The organism is Pseudoalteromonas arabiensis (genome assembly GCF_001550155.1).
Lineage (GTDB): Bacteria > Pseudomonadota > Gammaproteobacteria > Enterobacterales > Alteromonadaceae > Pseudoalteromonas > Pseudoalteromonas arabiensis.
In genome coordinates this window covers 231,513-249,852 of sequence record NZ_LRUF01000005.1, presented here as the reverse complement: position 1 = coordinate 249,852, position 18,340 = coordinate 231,513, and the positions used below count along the sequence as shown (strand labels likewise).

At 40.9% G+C, this 18,340-nt stretch carries 20 protein-coding genes; 9 read left to right on the top strand and 11 right to left on the bottom strand.

What is annotated here, in order from left to right:
* Positions 1–6 precede the first annotated feature (6 nt).
* The 3 genes from PAARA_RS01890 to PAARA_RS01880 are packed head-to-tail and all read left to right on the top strand — an operon-like array spanning position 7 to position 3,592.
* Positions 7–726, top strand: a complete 720-nt coding sequence (locus PAARA_RS01890) for an ABC transporter ATP-binding protein (RefSeq protein ID WP_062567380.1) — start codon at positions 7–9, stop codon at positions 724–726.
* Entirely contained in the window at positions 726–2,126 is a 1,401-nt protein-coding gene (locus PAARA_RS01885) for a DUF3526 domain-containing protein (protein ID WP_062567379.1), read from the top strand. The genes PAARA_RS01890 and PAARA_RS01885 overlap by 1 nt, the downstream gene beginning before the upstream one ends.
* The gene (locus PAARA_RS01880; RefSeq protein ID WP_062567378.1) at positions 2,123–3,592 is read left to right on the top strand and encodes a DUF3526 domain-containing protein; all 1,470 of its coding nucleotides are present in this window, start codon (positions 2,123–2,125) and stop codon (positions 3,590–3,592) included. The genes PAARA_RS01885 and PAARA_RS01880 overlap by 4 nt, the downstream gene beginning before the upstream one ends.
* A gap of 89 nt (positions 3,593–3,681) precedes the next feature.
* On the opposite strand, the gene PAARA_RS01875 is transcribed toward PAARA_RS01880, so the two are convergent.
* Complete coding sequence (locus tag PAARA_RS01875; protein WP_062567377.1) at positions 3,682–4,539, bottom strand: LysR family transcriptional regulator; 858 nt, start codon at positions 4,537–4,539, stop codon at positions 3,682–3,684.
* A gap of 90 nt (positions 4,540–4,629) precedes the next feature.
* Between PAARA_RS01875 and PAARA_RS01870 the strand changes: the two genes are divergently transcribed.
* Together PAARA_RS01870 and PAARA_RS01865 are read left to right on the top strand one after the other, a co-directional pair.
* The gene (locus PAARA_RS01870; protein WP_062567376.1) at positions 4,630–5,004 is read left to right on the top strand and encodes a MaoP family protein; all 375 of its coding nucleotides are present in this window, start codon (positions 4,630–4,632) and stop codon (positions 5,002–5,004) included.
* 78 nt (positions 5,005–5,082) lie between these two features.
* A complete protein-coding gene (locus PAARA_RS01865) occupies positions 5,083–6,318 on the top strand; it encodes a diguanylate cyclase (protein ID WP_062567375.1) in 1,236 nt (411 codons plus the stop codon).
* 3 nt (positions 6,319–6,321) lie between these two features.
* On the opposite strand, the gene rarD is transcribed toward PAARA_RS01865, so the two are convergent.
* Positions 6,322–7,245 (bottom strand): EamA family transporter RarD, encoded by a 924-nt coding sequence (gene rarD, locus PAARA_RS01860; RefSeq protein WP_062567374.1) that lies wholly within the window; start codon positions 7,243–7,245, stop codon positions 6,322–6,324.
* Positions 7,246–7,499: 254 nt separating this feature from the next.
* On the opposite strand from rarD, the gene recQ reads away from it, so the two are divergent.
* From recQ to PAARA_RS01840, 4 genes are all read left to right on the top strand, one after another.
* Positions 7,500–9,323, top strand: coding sequence for a DNA helicase RecQ (gene recQ / locus PAARA_RS01855; RefSeq protein WP_062567443.1), 1,824 nt, complete (start codon positions 7,500–7,502; stop codon positions 9,321–9,323).
* A 7-nt stretch (positions 9,324–9,330) separates the two neighbouring features.
* The gene (locus PAARA_RS01850; protein WP_062567373.1) at positions 9,331–9,627 is read left to right on the top strand and encodes a DUF3630 family protein; all 297 of its coding nucleotides are present in this window, start codon (positions 9,331–9,333) and stop codon (positions 9,625–9,627) included.
* A gap of 124 nt (positions 9,628–9,751) precedes the next feature.
* A complete protein-coding gene (locus tag PAARA_RS01845; RefSeq protein WP_157066154.1) occupies positions 9,752–11,410 on the top strand; it encodes a BamA/TamA family outer membrane protein in 1,659 nt (552 codons plus the stop codon).
* A 64-nt stretch (positions 11,411–11,474) separates the two neighbouring features.
* Complete coding sequence (locus tag PAARA_RS01840) at positions 11,475–12,035, top strand: mechanosensitive ion channel domain-containing protein (RefSeq protein WP_062567371.1); 561 nt, start codon at positions 11,475–11,477, stop codon at positions 12,033–12,035.
* Positions 12,036–12,097: 62 nt separating this feature from the next.
* On the opposite strand, the gene PAARA_RS01835 is transcribed toward PAARA_RS01840, so the two are convergent.
* The 9 genes from PAARA_RS01835 to PAARA_RS01795 form a co-directional block, all read right to left on the bottom strand.
* Positions 12,098–12,688, bottom strand: coding sequence for a DUF1240 domain-containing protein (locus tag PAARA_RS01835; RefSeq protein ID WP_062567370.1), 591 nt, complete (start codon positions 12,686–12,688; stop codon positions 12,098–12,100).
* Positions 12,689–12,728: 40 nt separating this feature from the next.
* On the bottom strand, positions 12,729–13,319 hold the full coding sequence (locus PAARA_RS01830) for a DUF1240 domain-containing protein (protein ID WP_062567369.1): 591 nt from the start codon (positions 13,317–13,319) through the stop codon (positions 12,729–12,731).
* A gap of 38 nt (positions 13,320–13,357) precedes the next feature.
* A complete protein-coding gene (locus tag PAARA_RS01825; RefSeq protein ID WP_062567368.1) occupies positions 13,358–13,948 on the bottom strand; it encodes a DUF1240 domain-containing protein in 591 nt (196 codons plus the stop codon).
* Between the two features lie 36 nt (positions 13,949–13,984).
* Complete coding sequence (locus PAARA_RS01820; protein WP_062567367.1) at positions 13,985–14,575, bottom strand: DUF1240 domain-containing protein; 591 nt, start codon at positions 14,573–14,575, stop codon at positions 13,985–13,987.
* Entirely contained in the window at positions 14,563–15,204 is a 642-nt protein-coding gene (locus PAARA_RS01815; protein ID WP_062567366.1) for a hypothetical protein, read from the bottom strand. The genes PAARA_RS01820 and PAARA_RS01815 overlap by 13 nt, the downstream gene beginning before the upstream one ends.
* Positions 15,205–15,308: 104 nt before the next feature.
* Positions 15,309–15,527 (bottom strand): hypothetical protein, encoded by a 219-nt coding sequence (locus tag PAARA_RS20485; protein WP_062567365.1) that lies wholly within the window; start codon positions 15,525–15,527, stop codon positions 15,309–15,311.
* Between the two features lie 159 nt (positions 15,528–15,686).
* The gene (locus tag PAARA_RS01805; protein WP_062567364.1) at positions 15,687–16,745 is read right to left on the bottom strand and encodes a succinylglutamate desuccinylase/aspartoacylase family protein; all 1,059 of its coding nucleotides are present in this window, start codon (positions 16,743–16,745) and stop codon (positions 15,687–15,689) included.
* Positions 16,746–16,778: 33 nt separating this feature from the next.
* Positions 16,779–17,684, bottom strand: a complete 906-nt coding sequence (rimK, locus tag PAARA_RS01800) for a 30S ribosomal protein S6--L-glutamate ligase (protein WP_062567363.1) — start codon at positions 17,682–17,684, stop codon at positions 16,779–16,781.
* A 57-nt stretch (positions 17,685–17,741) separates the two neighbouring features.
* Entirely contained in the window at positions 17,742–18,164 is a 423-nt protein-coding gene (locus tag PAARA_RS01795; RefSeq protein WP_062567362.1) for an ATP-dependent zinc protease family protein, read from the bottom strand.
* Positions 18,165–18,340 lie beyond the last annotated feature (176 nt).

The window sequence follows — 18,340 nt, the reverse complement described above, 5'->3', positions numbered from 1 at the left end:
TAAATCATGACCACACCCATTATTCAAATTAATAACTTACAAAAGCGCTTTGGCGAATATCAAGCCCTTCAAGGTTTAAGCTTGGCCGTACATCAAGGAGAGATTTTAGCGCTGCTTGGTCCTAACGGCGCAGGAAAAACAACCACCATTAATTGCCTGTTAGGTTTTTTACAACCTGATGCAGGAGAAATCACTATTGCAGGGGTAAACCCACAACTCGATGTTGTAACAGCGAGGCAGCATTTAGCGTATATTCCCGAGCAAGTGGCTCTCTATCCTCGTCTAACTGGACTTGAGAATCTCGCCTATTTCAGCAAAGTGGCGAGTATCGACAAAACCGATGACGAATTTCGTACCCTACTCGCAGAAGTAAAACTACCAAGCCATGCTGTAGATAAACCCGTTGCAACCTATTCAAAAGGAATGAGACAAAAAGTAGGTATTGCTATAGCGCTTGCAAAACAAGCTAAAGCATTGATTCTAGATGAACCGACTTCAGGCCTTGATCCATCAGCTAGCCATGAGTTTAGTCAACTCATACAATCGCTAGCGAAACAAGGTGTCGCAATTTTAATGGCGACCCACGACTTATACCGTGCTCAAGAGGATGCGCATCGTGTTGCAATTATTAATCAAGGGCAATTAGTCGACACGTTACTTTTCGAACAATTAAAAGAAGTCCAACTTGAATCTGTATACCTTAAGCATATCAAGGTGGGCGCCTAATGTTACAAAGTACTTTTAAAAAAGAATGGCTCGATACTAAGCGGCAAGGTCAAACACTCTGGCTAAGTGGTATTGCTGTTTTGTTATTATTACTGGCCTGTGTGACTGGTTTTAAAAGCCATCAAAGCTATCAGCAAGCCGTAAACGAGGTATCTCAATCAGAGCAATTACGCTGGCTGAACCAAGGTGAAAAAGGCCCCCACTCTGCCGCTCATTACGGCATTTATGTCGTTAAGCCCACTACGCCGCTGGCAGCGCTCGATGATGGATTACAAGCCTACCAAGGAAATGTATTGAGGTTAGAGGCGCACATTCGTAACGATAGCTTATTTAGAAGCGCACAAGATAACGTGCCGTTGTCGCGCTTTGGGAGCTTATCACCCGCCTTTGTGTTGCAAGTGTTATTACCCTTATTGATCATTTTAATTGGCTACCCATTACTTGCACGGGAACGCGAGCAAGGCACTTTAAAACAACTACTTGCAGCAGGTGCAAGCCCAGCAAAGTTGTTTTTTGCTAAATGTGCTGTGCTTTTCACACTGTCATGCCTGTTCTTGCTACCCGTTGCACTTTTTTTACTTTATAGCCAAACTGCAAGTGAGGCGCCTTACACGCTAAGAAACGCTCTATTTTTACTCTCTTATTTAATTTACCTATTACTTTGGGCATTAATCACTACGACACTCTCAAGCCTATTTCCTACGGCACGACGCGCATTAATTACATTACTTACTATATGGGCATTCGCAACATTATTACTACCAAAACTTGCAATGAATATTGCAACCACCTTGCATCCACAAGGCTCTGGTCAAGCGTTTCAAGCAAAACTTGAAAGTGAGGTTTATACCGATGCACGCCTCGATGCGATTGAAAAATTTAAGCAGCAAACACTCGCCCAGTATGGCGTCAGCCAAGTAGCAGACTTGCCCTTCGATTATGCCGGAGCACAACTCCAATTTGGTGAACAATACGCCGACAAAATCTTTGACCGCTTATTTAAAGCACGTTTAGAACAGCTTGAGGCACAGTCACAAAGCTACCAGTTGGCAGGATTGCTAACCCCCTTTATCGCAGTACAAACACTCTCGATGGCGACCGCAGCCACTGATTTTAGCCACCAGCAATCTTTTGAAAATGCAGCAGAGCAACATCGTCGTCTAATGCAAGAAGTCCTTAACTTTAATCAAAGAGATCATGGTCATAAGGCCCAGGGACATTACACCGCAGGAAAAGAGCTATGGCAGCAGATCCCTGAGTTTTCATACCAATATCCACGTTTTACTCACTACCTGCCTCACTACGCTATTAGCCTTATAAGCCTTGCCTTTTGGCTGATTGTACTGGTGCTACTTAGTTTATTTGCAATTAAAAAGCTACGTTTAGAGGAACAAAGATGAAGCGCCTAATATTAGCCACTGAGCTTAAAAACCTATGGCGAGAGAAACTCGTACTCACACTTTTTCTTACCACCAGCGTGCTTGCACTCGTGGCATTCTTTAACGCCCATTATTTTGCCAATAAGCAGCGCGACGTAGTACTTGCTGCTCAACAAATGCAGCAACAAACAATTCAAAATGCTAAAGCAGGATTACCCGAAAGGCTCGCGAGTACCGAAAATCATAAATGGTGGGAAGACCCGTACGACCTGCGCGGACAAGCTTTTTACTTGATGCAAAATTACGCTACCAAAACGCCGCTCGCAACAGCTCCTATCGCAACGGGACAAGCGGATGTATTACCGTATTATTTTAAAATGCTGATTAAAGAAAAGCAGCATATTGTTCATCAATATGATTATGTCCACCCGCTTTCACTGTTACTTGGTCAGTTCGACTTAAGCTTTGTGGTGATCTATTTACTGCCATTGCTCATTATTAGCATTTGTTTTAATGCCTTAGCGAGTGAACGCCAAGGCGGACAGTTAAGGCTACTAATGCTTCAAGGTGGCAGTGCCACGCATCTACTCACCTACCAATTATTACTACGAAGTGCGTTGATTGTAATGCCATTTCTACTCATAAGTAGCCTGCTTTTGGTTATCATAAGAGACCAGATGGGTGTTACTGAACTACTTAGCTATAACCTCATTGTACTGTGTTATTCTGGATTTTGGATTGCTTTAACAGCTTGGGTTAATAGCCGGGCCAAAAGTGCCGCAAACAATGCTGCGACTCTCGTTACCTGTTGGCTCGCCTTGGTGATTGTTGTTCCTGCTTTGGTCAATACAAGCATTGCTTTACTCGACCCAACGCCTTCACGTATTCACTATATAGATAGTCTTCGAGCAGCCAGCGATGACGCTCAAAAAGCGAGTGAAAAAACCTTAGCTCAGTATTTTCAAGACCACCCAGAGCTTGCAAAAAATGGCAGTGGCGCCAGTGATTATGCCACCAAAAAAATTGCGACAATAAACTCTGTTGAACGCGCAATGGAAGTTCAAGATGCACGCTTTTTAAACGCGCAGCAAGCACAACAACAAAGCGCTCAAAAACTACAGTATCTTTCACCTGCGCTCATTGTCCAAACTCTATTGGTTGATTTAGCTGGAAACGGTTTAACGCGTCATCACGCTTTTATGAGCGAAGTTGAAGCTCATCATCAAGCACTACAACGTTTCTTTGCCAACGAGATTGCCAAAGCTAATCAAAGAGGAGACTTTGCACCATGTGATGGTTGTAGCACAAAGCCAACGCTCACGAATCTTGCGGATATTCCTCAATTTAGCAGCGAACTTGCTACACCGGTGTACAGCTACGCGCCATTAATCTGGTTGCTGCTACTAGCCGTTGGCCTTCTCCTTATAGCAAAACGTCGCGTTAACAAACTAGACAGTGCGAATAACAAAGAGGTGTTAGTAGTATGAATTATCTATTTTTTAGATGACGAAGGGATTTGTATAGCCAGTTACCAAGTAGTAGCTGGCTATAAGAACACTTTTATATTCAACAGGAACTACTTATAACTTATTTTTAGCTCCATCAAGAGGTTGACCAATTTTTCCAGTAGTGGGGTTTGTTCATTGTCTCTATGATATGCAACAAACACATCACGGGACGTGTGGGCCACATCTTCAACATGATAAAGCTCACCTGCTTTTAATTGCTCCTCAACAAGTAGCTGAGGAATAAATGCACTGCCGCCGCACTTTAAAATTAAATCGAGTGCTATACGGCCTGTACTGGTTCTAAAATACGGAGGTGCGTGGCCATTAAACTCACGTGCATGCCACAACGAAAAGGACGTTCCCCAATCAACATACACATACTGATTATCGAAAAAATTTTCACTATTTGCAGCTTCAAAAGCACTAACAGGAATGATTGGTAGTTCACATATTCGCTTAACAACAAGTTCATCCACCTTCGGAGGATCGAACAGCACAGCAAGATCTAATGTACGCTCTAGTAATAAACGAGTGCTTTCTTGCTGAGCCTTAACTTCAGCCACAAGTGACACGCCAGGCATCGCAGAGACTATATTAGTAATGCCGAACTGCAAAAATGCATCCCAAACATTTGGGGTGCCTGCTAGGCTAATCTGCTTGTGCATATTATCTGCCAGTGCGACATCGACTTTTGCCCTTTGCATGCCCGTTATGATCATTTGTGCATGAGGCAGTAACCGCTCGCCTGGCGCTGTTAACTGAATATTATTGCGCTGACGAATAAATAAATTAACACCTAAACCTTGCTCTAATTGTCGGATCCGAAAACTCACCGCAGACTGCGTAATATACAAATTCTCAGCTGCTTTACCGAAATGGCGCGTGCGCACCACTTCAACAAAAGTCTTCAATAAATCGATATCCATTTTTTACCCTTACGATAAAAATAACTTGTTTAATAAAATCGACAACTTGATCCATACTCCTGCAAGAAATTAGGGCATGAGGATAAAGCCATGAGCATTGACATTTCATCACTTCGTCAGGCATTTGCAAGCCAACGTCAATTTTATGATGATCAAAATTTCCCACGCGGTTTTGGTCGTAGTGGTCACTTCACTTTGCTAGAAGCCGACATTCTCGAACAGCATGGTATTATATTAAAGGGTTTATACAACAAAACCCTAGAACCACAAAATGAATTTCAAACTCAATTTGTGCAAGTTGTGACAGGTAATTTAGAAGCCACCAACCCGATTGAACGCGCTTGGATAAAATACCTTAAACAGACAACCTGCAAAACTAAGTTTCACACTTTATTTGGTCGTTCTCGAATTGCAAGTCCAACATCGCAAAGTGTTGAATACTATTCTGAGTCAGACAGCCTATAACGATTTGCTTTTTTACCCTTTTAGGGTTAAAACTTGTAATAACATTTGTTTCGCCAATAAGTTATTACAAGGCAAGTTGTGACTCGAAGACTATTAATAATTGAAGATACGCCAACCATTGCGCGAGTGCAAAAGCATATCGCGCAAAAAGTTGGCTATGAAGCGGATATTGCCAGTTCTTTAGCAGAAGCAAAAGAGCTCATTAGCCAGCACAGTTACTTTTGCGCCGTTGTTGATTTTATTCTGCCTGATGCGCCAACCGGTGAAGCTGTACCTTGTACCATTGCAGCTGACATTCCTACCATTGTAATGACGGGTAACCTTGATGAAACCACACGCAATATTGTTGAAAAACACCCTATTATTGATTACATCACCAAAGAAAATAAACAAGCTTATCAATACCTAGAAAAGCAACTTACTCGCCTCCCTCGTAATGAGCAAATACAAGTACTCGTAGTTGACGATTCAGCATCCACTCGCCATTATATTTGCAGCCTGCTCACACGACATAAATACCAAGTATTAGAGGCTGAAGATGGTGTGCAAGCATTAAAAGTGCTCGCTGAGAACCCAACCATTTCGGTTATTATTACCGACAACGAAATGCCGAATATGAACGGTGATGAGCTCTGTGTCGAGATTCGCCGTTTATACTCAAACGATGAAAAAGCAATTATTGGTATATCAGCACTTGATACATTACATCTTTCAACGCGCTTTTTAAAATCAGGTGCAGATGACTACCTGCGTAAACCATTTAATAGCGAAGAATTTTATTGTCGGCTTAGCCAGAACGTCGACATGCTTGAGAATATTAAAACGATTCGTTTACAAGCAAACACTGACTATCTTACAAAACTCCCTAACCGCCGCTACTTTTTTGGTGAAGCGAATAGCCACTTAAAAGCCGCTAAACTTGCCAACAATCAAGTCTCTTTAGGAATGATCGATGTAGATCACTTTAAAGCAATTAACGATAAATACGGCCACGATGCAGGGGATGAAGTTTTAAAAGGGCTAGCGCAATGTATGCAAACCTACTTCAAAGGTAACCTTGTTGGTCGTTTTGGTGGTGAAGAGTTTGCGGTGTACTTTGCTGATCAAGACGCTGAAAAAGCATACCAACGATTAGAAAAATTTCGTCTTTTTGTCCAAAAGCACAGTACTGAATTTAGTAAAGATAAGGTAGCCTTCACCTTATCGATAGGCTTTCATTGTGGGCCTGTTTATAGCCTTGATGAGCTTATAAAACAGGCCGACTTAAAACTTTATCAAGCCAAAGAAAGTGGCCGTAACAAACTCATTAGTTAAGCTTTATACTGGCTTAGTTACGGCGGCTAGCTGCGCTTTTCGCTGCTTACGGCTTTGGCGATAAGAGTCCCAACTAAATAATGCCAACGCACTCCAAATACACGCAAAGGTAACCACGCGCTCAGCATCAAATACTTCACCATAAAACGCCACAGCAAGCATAAACATTAAACTTGGGCCTATATACTGAAAAAAACCTAAGGTACTGTATTGCAAGCGCTTAGCTGCACCTGTAAAACATAAAAGAGGTAGGGTTGTCACGACACCAGCACTGATCAGCAATAAGTTAACATGCCAATTATTAGCCGTGAAATCTGAACTTGTAGTCGGCACCATTAACCACCAGTAAATCAATGCAACAGGCAGTAAAATTAGCGCTTCGAGCAACAAACCTGGTAATGACTCAATAGGCAGCTTTTTACGTAATAAACCATAAATAGCAAACGAGCCCGCCAATGAAAATGCAACCACAGGGAAAGAGCCAAAACTCACTAACTGTAACAGTACCCCGCACAAGGCTAAACCTACCGCAACACCTTGCCACTTACGTAAACGCTCACCTAAAAACAGCATCCCCAGTAATACATTTAAAAGCGGATTTATGTAATAACCTAAGCTTGCATCCAGCATGTGGTTATTATTCACAGCCCAAATAAACAAGCCCCAATTAAAGCCCAACAAGGTAGCGGTAACCACCAGCATAAACAGTAGCTTAGGCTGACTTAAAGCGACTCGAACTCGCTGCCACTGATGACGAACGGCAATAATAAGAAGTAAAAATAACACCGACCAAATAACACGGTGCATCAATATTTCAAAAGCAGAAATATCTTGTAGAAGCTTAAAATAAATGGGTGCTAAGCCCCACATAAAAAAGGCTAAACATGCGAAAATGACCCCTTTTCGCTGTTCGGTATTGGTAGGCATAAGTTAGGCTTTATTGATTAAAAACACTATTTTACGCCCCCTTTCTAACTGCGCAACTAAAACGGGTTAAATAAACCCTTTGGGCGCTCCACAGGCACTTACCCTCATCGTTGTTACTTCTTAAAAGGGTACTGCCATTGTTGCAAAGTAACGCCTTGATATTAAGCTCCTGTGAAACGCTGAATTCTGCATATTGAGGTCGTTTGGGTATATTGCTAAAGACATCGCTATAAAAAACCACTAAAATGCTCGCGATGAATACCAATACCGCAACAACCAACACACCCATTCGCTCACCACAAGCCGTACTCAAACAAGTGTTTGGTTACAGTGAGTTTCGTGATGGCCAACACGCTATTATAGCCGCCGCGCTAGACGGACAAGATTCGCTCGTGCTGCTTCCTACTGGCGGTGGTAAGTCATTGTGCTATCAAGTACCTGCTTTGATCCTTGATGGCGTCACTGTGGTCATTTCGCCACTTATTTCCCTCATGCAAGATCAGGTTGCGCAACTTCGTGCCCTTGGTGTTCAAGCTGCCTATATCAACAACAGCTTGCCATTTGAAGAACAACAAGCGGTGTATCAGCAATTGCACTATGGTCAAATTAAGCTTTTATATGTTGCACCAGAAAAAGTCTTACAGCATGATTTTTTAGAGCGTTTGAGCCATCTTAAGCTAGCCTTATTTGCGATTGATGAAGCCCATTGTGTATCGCATTGGGGGCACGATTTTAGGCCACATTACTGTAGGCTCAATGAATTAAAGCAACGCTTTATGCATGTGCCCACGATGGCATTAACCGCCACAGCAGACAAAGCAACTCGCTACGATATTATTGAACAGCTCCAGCTTAATCACCCATACGTGCACACAGGCAGCTTTGACAGACCCAATATTCGTTACACCATTGAAGAAAAGTTCAAACCGATGGTGCAACTACTTCGTTACTTAAAAGAACAACAAAATCAAAGCGGTATAATTTACTGTACCAGCCGAAAACGTGTCGATGATGTGGCTGAAAAGCTCGCTGACGCAGGATTTAATGCCGCAGCTTATCATGCAGGTATGAGTAACGAGCAACGCCAGTTTGTACAATCAGGCTTTGCTCGTGACGATATTCAAATTGTAGTCGCCACCGTTGCGTTTGGAATGGGCATCAACAAACCAAACGTGCGATTTGTGGTGCATTACGATATTCCAAAAAGCATTGAAGCCTATTACCAAGAAACAGGCCGTGCTGGTCGTGATGGTCTTGCCGCAGAAGCGATTATGTATTTTGATCCGGCTGATATCGGCCGCGTACGCCGCTTTTTTGAAGATATTGAGGACGAGCAACGTCGTCGTGTGGAAGAGCAGCGCTTTAACGCTATGGCCAGCTTTGCCGAAGCACAAACCTGCCGCAGACAAATCTTGCTCAATTATTTTAGTGAATACAAACGTGAAACGTGTGGCAACTGCGATATCTGTCTAAATCCACCAAAAAGCTTCGACGGTACACTGGTTGCCCAGCAAGCACTATCCTGTGTTTATCGTGCTGAGCAACGCTTTGGTATTGGTTATATTGTTGAGCTGTTGCGCGGCGCTAACACCAGTCGTATCCGTGATAATAATCACCACCAGCTAAGCACCTATGGTATAGGTAAAGATCACAGTGTGGAGTTTTGGCTGAGCATTTTAAGGCAGCTTATTCATCAGGGTTTATTGAGCCAAGACATCACGCAAGGCTCTTCGCTTCGTTTAACCGAAGCTGCACGCGCAGTGCTTAAAAGTGAATATGCCCTACAGCTGGCAGAACCCCGCCTTCAAGCGAAACACGTATACCAAGATAAACTCGCTCAATTCAATTATGATAAAAAGCTGTTTGCGCGACTGCGTGCTCTACGTAAGGAACTTGCAGATGCGGACGATGTACCGCCTTATGTGGTTTTCAATGATAAAACCCTTGCAGAAATGGCACAGCTTATGCCAACCAACGACAGTGAGTTCTTAAAAGTATCGGGTGTTGGTTTTACAAAGCTTAACAAGTATGGGGCACCGTTTTTAAATACCATTCGCGATTACCTCGCAGCCAACTAGGGGAAGCATGACTGAACTTCTATACGATGCTGAGCATCAAGTTATTATCATCACGCCAAGCGAACATCCCACCGATGAAGACTTTGCGCTATGGGCTACACTTTTTTTGCACGCTCCAGCTATTCAAACCGCTGACTTTGATGCCGGAGCGGACCGACATCGAGTAAGGTTTCACTTTACAGATCATAGTTTTAATCTAAACTTTGAACATTACAGTGAGAGTATTTGGATAAACGCCGAAGGCGTTGAAGCAGCGGCCTCATTAGCTGATCTTTATCAGTATTTAGTTATGCAGTTACAATAATAAGCTAGACTTTTTTCTGCACTTAGTATGTAGTATCTGTATAAGGCATAAACAACTAAGGGTGTAAATGGAATTTAAGCAGTCGCACTTTGTTGCTCGGTTAACAACATTACTGGCAGTAAGCATGGCAGCAAATGTATATGCACAGCAGCTACCTACTGATGATAATAATTATTGTCAAAACCAACGTACGCTTAAATCACAAGATAATAACCTACGTCGCCAACTTGATACCGACAACCCACTCCCTGAAGCCGCCGAAAATCGCAAAATTGTTGCTGTAGAGCTTGAGCAACTTAATGTCTTCAACACTGAACTTGAAGAAGAAGATAACTTTTTATTTCGCTTTGCAAACCGCGCACACATGACAACGGAGCCTGAGGTTATTCATAGCGTTTTACTGTTCAACGAAGGCGATACTTATAACCCTCGTAAGCTACTAGAGTCAGAGCGGCTCCTGCGCAAGCAAGGCTACCTATATGACGCGCGCATTCACGCTAACCTTGATTGCGATGGCAATGTTCGTGTGAAGGTTGTGACGCGTGATTTATGGACTTTACTTCCTGAAATAAGCTTTAGCCGCAGTGGCGGTGAAAACGAATCGAGTATTGGTTTTCGTGAATCTAACTTTTTAGGATGGGGTAAACGGGTTTCTTTCTCACGCACGCGTGATGCTGATCGTACCGGTTATCTATTCGTATATGATGATCCTAATATTCTATCTAGCCGTTATCGAGGGCGTGTTGAATACTCAGACAACGATGATGGTAAACGCCACTACATAGATTTAAGTTATCCCTTTTTCTCTATTGATACCCCTTACAGCTATGGCTTTACGAGTTACTCTGACCAGCGTCGTGAGTCGCTATATTACCGCGGTGATGTTGTTAGCGAATTTGAGCAAAAAACGATTTTAAATAGAGCCTACTTTGGCCACTCTCGTCATTTTGCAAATAATTGGACTCAGCGCCTTAGCATCGGCTTTGAAAACCGAGAAGATACCTTTGCAGCCATTCCTGAAACACATTTACCGATCGCCAATGATCGTAACGTAAGTTATCCCTACATTCGTGGCCAGTGGTTTGAAGACCATTTTGTTAAAGTGAGAAATTTTGACAGTATATACCGCACCGAGGATCTTAATTTAGGCTGGAATATTAGCGCCTTACTGGGTTATTCAAGTAAAGATATAAGTGATGATGGCAGCCGCACCATTTACTCGCTCTCCTTATCAAAAGCACATTACACTGGTGATAATCAACTATGGCGTTTCAAAGCAGACATTGATGGCTATTGGAATGAAGAGCAAGACAATGTTGAAAACTTAATAACCAGTTCACAAGTTCAGTACTACTTAAACACCAGCATACAACAAACTTGGTATGCAAAAGTGCGTCTGCAATATGCAAAAAACCTGACCGCAGATAAGCAACTAACCTTAGGGGGCGAGAATGGTTTACGCGGTTACCCTTTAGATTACCAAGTAGGTGATCGCAGCTTTCTAGTAACATTAGAAAAACGCTATTATTGGGAATATGACTTACTACAATTATTTAAAGTGGGCGGTGCAGCCTTTTACGATATAGGCCGTGCTTGGTATAACGATAAAGACAATGGCTCCAACGGCAACGTATTACAAAACGTCGGAGTTGGGCTTCGCTTAGCCCCAAGTCGCGCAAATGCAGGCACGGTTATTCACCTCGATATTGCTGCGCCAATTAACAAACAAGATGATGATATTGACTCTGTGCAGTGGCTCGTCACCGTTAAAAATACTTTTTAAAGTACTGTTTTTCACAGCCTAAAACGCTAAAATTGGTGCGTAAATCTTTAACTTAGGAACCCGTTTGGACTTCGTCGAACTTTTTAATGAGCAATACCATTTAATCGTCACAATCATCGCGATTTTGCTTTACCCGTTGCTTCGTAAAACTACGAAAAAGCTGTTGCTTAAAGCAATCAAAGGAAAAGCCGATCCTCATCGTGAATACCGCGCAGAACTCTTACTAAATATTATTCTAGCCATTGTTATGCTGTGCTTAGTATTAGTTTTTTGGGGGATCGAGTTGCGTGGTTTGTTAGTGCTTGGCTCCTCAATTTTTGCCATGCTCGGCGTTGCACTGTTTGCTGCATGGTCACTTCTTAGTAACTTAACAGCCTTTTTACTCATGTTCATTCAAAACGACTGCCGTGTTGGCTATTGGGTAAGAGTGATTGATGGCGCAAACTTTCTTGAAGGTCGCATTACTGAAATGGGATTAATGAATGTTGTGCTTGAACACGTTGATGGGCATAAAGTTATTTACCCTAATAACATCTTTGTTACCCGCCCTGTGATGGTGCTCAACAAAGCCCCTGCCCCAACGAAAACAGCATCGACAAAACGTATTCTAGGCCCCAAAAAATAAAGCCGCATCTGCGGCTTTGAATCACACTAAAACTGTCTAATTTCAAACAGCCACGATTTAACTTAGCGACCTTGCTCTTTATTTACTTTAGCAATAAAGGCTTTTAGTTCATCAAGTTGCGGTTCAATACCTTGCTCATTATGCCACTCAAACCACTCTTCAACATCAGACACAACATAATGATGAACTTTCAAACAAAGTTCACTATTTTTTAGCCATACATCGGGGGAGCGTGTTGGGGAAAATTTATACCAAGAGCAGTAAGTGTAGCCATGGTTTTTTAAGTTTGCTTCAATGTAAAAACTCAACACAATCGACGAAATAAAGTATAAAACTATGCCAGCTAATGTTGACTTTATCATCAGCAAAAATGTTTTTTCATTTTTATAATTAAAGATCTTCTGAACACCTGCAATTATCATAAAAAGCGGGAGCGGCAATATGAAAAAGCCAGGAGCTTGTAACCCTACTTCACTTATATAGTAATGATCTTTATCAAAAAAAACATGCTCATTGAATCCTTTATATGACGCATACGTGATTAATACAGCAATAAAGCTTAAGAAAACTATTGTTATGAATATTAAAAACTTAGCTTTAACTTCAAGAGCTGAAAATTTTTCACCTGATTTCTCCCACTTTAAAAATGGCATGAAGTTCCTTTTCTGATATCTAATAACATTCGTTTGGTGTTTAGCGCCCCTGCTCTTTACGCGCTTTAGTAATGAATACTTTAAGTTCATCAAGTTGAGGTTCAATACCTTTATTGTCATGATATTCAAACCATTTCTCAACGTCTAAGGTAACAACTGCACCCTCTTTTAAACAAAAACGACTATCTTTTAACCATACATCAGGTGAGCGCGTCGGGGAAAATTTATACCAAGAGCAGTAAGTGTAACCATGTTTTTTTAAGTATGCTTCTATGTAAAAACTACAAAAAAATATAGAAACAAAAAACAAGGCTATACCAATAGTTGAAGCTTTTATCATAAATTTAAATGTTTGATCGATTTTATAATTAAAAGCTTTCTGAATAATTGCGACAACCATAAAAAATGGAAAAGGTAAAAAGAATATCGCGGGTGCTAGCAGGCCAGTCTCACTAATATAAAAACGTCTTGATTCCAGAAATAAATGCTTAAAAATACCTATGTATGATAAATACAATAGAGTGGCTGTAAATATTGAAAAGAGTAAGAAACTGAACAAATGTAAAAGCTTAGCTTTTAAAGTAAGTTCTTGAAACTTTTCATCTGATTTTTCCCATTTAAAAAATGGCATGAAGTTCCTTTTCTGATATCTAATTACATTCGTTTATTTTAGCGACCTTGCTCTTTATTTACTTTAGCAATAAAGGCTTTTAGTTCATCAAGTTGAGGTTCAATACCTTGTTCATTATGCCATTCAAACCACTCTTCAACATCTAACACAACGTAATGATGAACTTTCAAACAAAGTTCACTATTTTTTAGCCATACATCGGGGGAGCGTGTAGGGGAAAATTTATACCACGAACAGTAAGTGTAACCATAGTTTTTTAAGTTTGCTTCAATATAAAAGCTACAAATAATTGAAAAAGCCACATACAAGGGAACACCATAAAGCAATGACTTTATTAGATGTTTAGCTGTTTTATTATTTTCTTTTCCTAGCAATTTTTGAACACCGCCTATAATAGCAAGGATAGGAAATGGTACTAAAAAAATAGCTGGAGCTAGGTAACCAACCTCACTAATGTAATATAGCTTGTCATTAATAATTAAATGATTTTTCACACCTACGTAAGTACCATACATGTACCCATAAGCCAAAAGCAGCAATAATATAAATGTCAGACATATAATTACTTTTTTATTGAATTCAAAATCTGAAAAATTTCTTTCAGATTCTTTACCCCTAAAAAACAGCATGAAGTTCCTTTTTTAAATATATTATATTAGACTATTTTATCGTCCCTGCTCCTGGTTTTTTTTAGCAATAAAGGCTTTTAGTTCATCAAGTTGAGGTTCAATACCTTGTTCATTATGCCACTCAAACCATTCTTCAACATCAGACACAACATAATGATGAACTTTTAAACATAGCTCACTATTTTTTAGCCATACATCGGGGGAGCGTGTCGGCGAATACTTATACCATGAACAATAAGTGTAGCCATGGTTTTTTAAGTTTGCTTCAATATAGAAGCTGCATATGATTGAAAAAATAAAGTACAAAGGAATGGCTACAAACATAACTTTAACTGCTAATAAAAAAGTTCTTTCATTCTTGTAATTTAGTAACTTCTGAAGTCCTGCAACAGTTATAAGCAATGGAAATGGAACAAAAAGAATTAATGGGGCAACATATCCATATTCATAAATATAATAATAATTTGTATTAATAAATATATAATTCACAAAACCTGCATAAGCTGCATGAACAAAAACAAAAGTAAATGCAATAAATAAGACCACCCCAAAATATACCGTTAACCTTCTACCAAACTCAAGGTCAGAGAATTTTTCTCTAGATTTTTCCCACTTTAGAATTTGCATATATTACTCTTACTTTTACTTTTACTAATACCAAGCCTAGGTATTCCTGTTATTTTATAGAAATAATTATAAAAGTTATCACAATTATTTTTCTCATGAATTACATTTTTGGGGATTATTTTTATAATACCTGTGGCAATCTCTTCTTCAATAGCTCTAAGTTGTTCTGAAAGAAGGCTAGTTACTTCATCTATTTCTTTTTTAAAAACTGATGATAAATACGTAACTACTCCCCCAACTACAACAACAATAACTAATGGGACGGCCGCTGTAGTAATTACGACGGTACCGACAATACCAACGAGCACTTTTGTGACCAATATTGTTGTAGCTATAGTTGCCGCAACAACTGCCATATCAACAGCAACACCTGCAACGAAGTCATGCCATGTTGTTTCGTCCCTCAAAACAAGATCCAATGCATGAAAAGAGACGGAGACGATCAAAGTAACAATAAACCCGCCCTTCATTGACTTTGCCGCTTCTAACTTACCCACACCAACTGTAAATAACTTTGGATTACTTGCTAAGTATCGGGTCTCTGTTAAGTGTTCACGGATTCGTGGGTATGAGTCTATAATTATAGCTGGCGAGCCGTTATACACTTTGATTTTAAAATTACCAAACACATTTCCCTGCTGTTTAAGTGCGCAGCCAGTACAGTAAGCGATCTTACATCATCAAACAAAGGATATAAGCCTACACCGAACTTTAAATCACCTTTAATTATTTCCTATTTATTAGATACAGAGTTATATTCTTTTAACTGCGCATCAATCCAATCAACAGCTTGTGCACGAGAATATCCCTGTTTCATTTTTACAGAAATAATGTAGTCAACAAACTCCGCTGAGTTCATGATTAACATTGTATGATTATTACTGGCGAGTATATTTTGAATTTGTTGTTGACGCTGCCTTTGAGCAATTGCGCGACGAGCATGTGCAGACATCGTAATTTCCTTATAAATTGACTCATTCCATTCGTCTCTATTTTAAACACTAAAGAAGTTAATTCAATGTTTGGTTAATCAGAAATGTCTGTAATTAACGCTTATCTCAAATAATAAAAGCCGCAAATTGCGGCTTTTAAAGTAAAAGATTAACAGCTATTAGTTATTGAGTTCAGCCGTTTTTAGCTCGTCTTCAATATCGCTTATTTCATCAATAAAGGTTTCGAGCTGTTGCTCTACAAGGCTATTCGCATGGGCAAAGTAGGCTAAATGAAACACTGCATCCCCTTCGTTTACAAGTGGCATCGTTTGCTGGCCAATAACAATACCACTACGGGGTGCCAGTAGCTCAAGCTCGGCATCACCTAATGGGCTACTTATATAAGCGAGCACTTGCCCTTTCATCACTCGCTCACCAAGGGATACTTGCGCACGGACAATACCATCCACTTCGGCACGTATCCAGCTCGTCGAGCTTGCAATCACTGGCTCAGGAAGCTTTTTAGCACGCTTGCCACGCACCATTTTTAAATGGCGCATAACATAATCAACCCCTTGCACGCCTGCGGCAATAGCAATTGGGTCAAAGCGCAGTGCCTCTCCCGCTTCATAAGTGATAACAGGAATGCCTAAATTGGCCGCTTCACTACGCAATGAGCCATTACGCAATGAGGCGTCAATCACTGCCGGCGTACCAAATGCTTTAGCCATAGCTGCAGTCTCGGGGTCACTTAAGTTGGCTCTGATCTGTGGCAAGTTAGTACGATGGATTGCGCCAGTATGTAAATCAATAATATGCGTACAATGCACGGCTACTTGAGTAAAAAACGCATTCGCCATACGCCCTGCTAACGAGCCTCGTGTTGAACCAGGAAAACTACGGTTCATATCACGGCGGTCAGGTAAGTAACGCGACTTATGGATAAAGCCAAATACATTCACAATCGGTACAGCAATTATGGTTCCACGCAATTGCTCAGGGTCGATTTTAGCAAGTAGCTGCCTTACAACTTCAACCCCGTTTAACTCGTCACCATGAATTGCAGCACACACCATTAGCACAGGCCCTTGCTGCACTCCATTTACAACTTCAATCGGAATATTCAACGGTGAGTGGGTATAAAGCTTTGCAGCCTCAATCGAAAACGCTTTGCGCTCTCCAACCCCAACAGTATCACCCAAAATTGAAAACGGTGTATTTTTCTTAACCTTTGCCACGCACTGTTCCTTTTAATAGAGCGCTTATATTACTTAACCTTTACCACGCGTTGCTGTTCTTTTTGATGCCGCTGTTTTTTCAATAAACTCGACAATCATGCCAGCAATGTCTTTACCTGTTGCAACTTCAATGCCTTCAAGGCCTGGTGACGAGTTTACTTCCATCACTAATGGACCACGTGCAGAGCGAAGTAAATCAACCCCCGCTACATTCAAGCCCATTGCTTTAGCTGCTGCAACGGCTGTTTTTCTTTCTTCTGGGGTAATACGCACTAATGTCGCGCTACCACCACGGTGTAAGTTAGAACGGAATTCACCTTCTTGCGCCTGACGTTTCATTGCCGCAATCACTTTATCGCCTAATACAAAACAGCGAATGTCCGCACCGCCCGCTTCTTTGATGTACTCTTGCACCATGATATTGGCTTTTAAACCCATAAACGCTTCGATTACACTTTCTGCTGCTTTACGTGTTTCAGCTAATACCACGCCGATACCTTGCGTACCTTCAAGTAATTTAATTACGACAGGCGTGCCACCTACCATGCTCAGTAAGTCTTTTACATCATCAGGTTTACTCGCAAACCCTGTTACTGGCATGCCTACGCCTTTACGTGATAATAGTTGTAATGAACGTAACTTATCTCGTGAGCGAGTTATTGCGACTGATTCATTCACAGGGAATACACCCATCATTTCAAATTGGCGTAATACTGCGCAGCCATAAAAAGTCACTGATGAACCAATGCGCGGTACAATTGCATCAAAATCTTTTAAATTTTCACCGCGGTAATGTATTTCAGGTTGTTCTGAATTGATGTTCATATAACAACGTAGTGCATCAATCACTTTTACTTCATGACCGCGCTGCTCAGCAGCTTCAATCAAGCGACGTGTTGAATATAAATTTTGGTTGCGTGATAAAATACCAAGTTTCATAGTTAAAAACCTTAACTGATAAACTCATACACGTAAAAACGTGTGATAAGTCCTTTTCTATAATAAATGAGATAAAGCCGGATCAACGACTATGCGGTTTTCCATTGCTGTACGCCCTAACAACATTCTAAACTTCATTGTTGAACGGTTACTTAAAGTCACCCTTACAGGCCAGCTTTGGTTTCCTGCGACTAATTTTGTTTCGATAAAATAGCGAAGTTCGCGCTGACCACTTGAGCTGGTCACATACTTGCGCTCAACAACTTTTGCGCGGCACTCTACAATTGTTTCTTCATCGTCTTGTAAAGGGTGGGTTGAAAATTTCACCCAGTTCTCACCATTTTCTGAAAACTCCTCAACATCAAAAGCATGAATACACGAAGTACGCGCTCCAGTGTCCACTTTCGCTTTGATCTTATCAATTCCCAGTTCAGGTAAGCTCAACCATTCGCGCCAGCCAACAATAATTTTTGCAGTCATTAATGTGCCCTCTATAAAAAAGTGTCTTATACGCTACAGAGCTAGAAACACCAACGAAATATATTTATCCCCTCGATAAATCGATTTAATTGACGTAGGCTAAACTATAATCAATTATACCCAAGCCACCTCAAGGTGCGAGTTTCAGTTGGAATTAAAAGCGATTTAGGCAAGGC

Coding starts and splice junctions, on each gene's coding strand:
- PAARA_RS01890 (WP_062567380.1), top strand. CDS start 7: ATGACCACACCCATTATTCAAATTAATAACTTACAAAAGCGCTTTGGC.
- PAARA_RS01885 (WP_062567379.1), top strand. CDS start 726: ATGTTACAAAGTACTTTTAAAAAAGAATGGCTCGATACTAAGCGGCAA.
- rarD (WP_062567374.1), bottom strand. CDS start 7,245: ATGCCTACCAATACCGAACAGCGAAAAGGGGTCATTTTCGCATGTTTA.
- PAARA_RS20485 (WP_062567365.1), bottom strand. CDS start 15,527: ATGTCTGCACATGCTCGTCGCGCAATTGCTCAAAGGCAGCGTCAACAA.
- PAARA_RS01875 (WP_062567377.1), bottom strand. CDS start 4,539: ATGGATATCGATTTATTGAAGACTTTTGTTGAAGTGGTGCGCACGCGC.
- PAARA_RS01880 (WP_062567378.1), top strand. CDS start 2,123: ATGAAGCGCCTAATATTAGCCACTGAGCTTAAAAACCTATGGCGAGAG.
- recQ (WP_062567443.1), top strand. CDS start 7,500: ATGAATACCAATACCGCAACAACCAACACACCCATTCGCTCACCACAA.
- PAARA_RS01820 (WP_062567367.1), bottom strand. CDS start 14,575: ATGCAAATTCTAAAGTGGGAAAAATCTAGAGAAAAATTCTCTGACCTT.
- rimK (WP_062567363.1), bottom strand. CDS start 17,684: ATGAAACTTGGTATTTTATCACGCAACCAAAATTTATATTCAACACGT.
- PAARA_RS01870 (WP_062567376.1), top strand. CDS start 4,630: ATGAGCATTGACATTTCATCACTTCGTCAGGCATTTGCAAGCCAACGT.
- PAARA_RS01850 (WP_062567373.1), top strand. CDS start 9,331: ATGACTGAACTTCTATACGATGCTGAGCATCAAGTTATTATCATCACG.
- PAARA_RS01835 (WP_062567370.1), bottom strand. CDS start 12,688: ATGCCATTTTTAAAGTGGGAGAAATCAGGTGAAAAATTTTCAGCTCTT.
- PAARA_RS01845 (WP_157066154.1), top strand. CDS start 9,752: ATGGCAGCAAATGTATATGCACAGCAGCTACCTACTGATGATAATAAT.
- PAARA_RS01825 (WP_062567368.1), bottom strand. CDS start 13,948: ATGCTGTTTTTTAGGGGTAAAGAATCTGAAAGAAATTTTTCAGATTTT.
- PAARA_RS01830 (WP_062567369.1), bottom strand. CDS start 13,319: ATGCCATTTTTTAAATGGGAAAAATCAGATGAAAAGTTTCAAGAACTT.
- PAARA_RS01795 (WP_062567362.1), bottom strand. CDS start 18,164: ATGACTGCAAAAATTATTGTTGGCTGGCGCGAATGGTTGAGCTTACCT.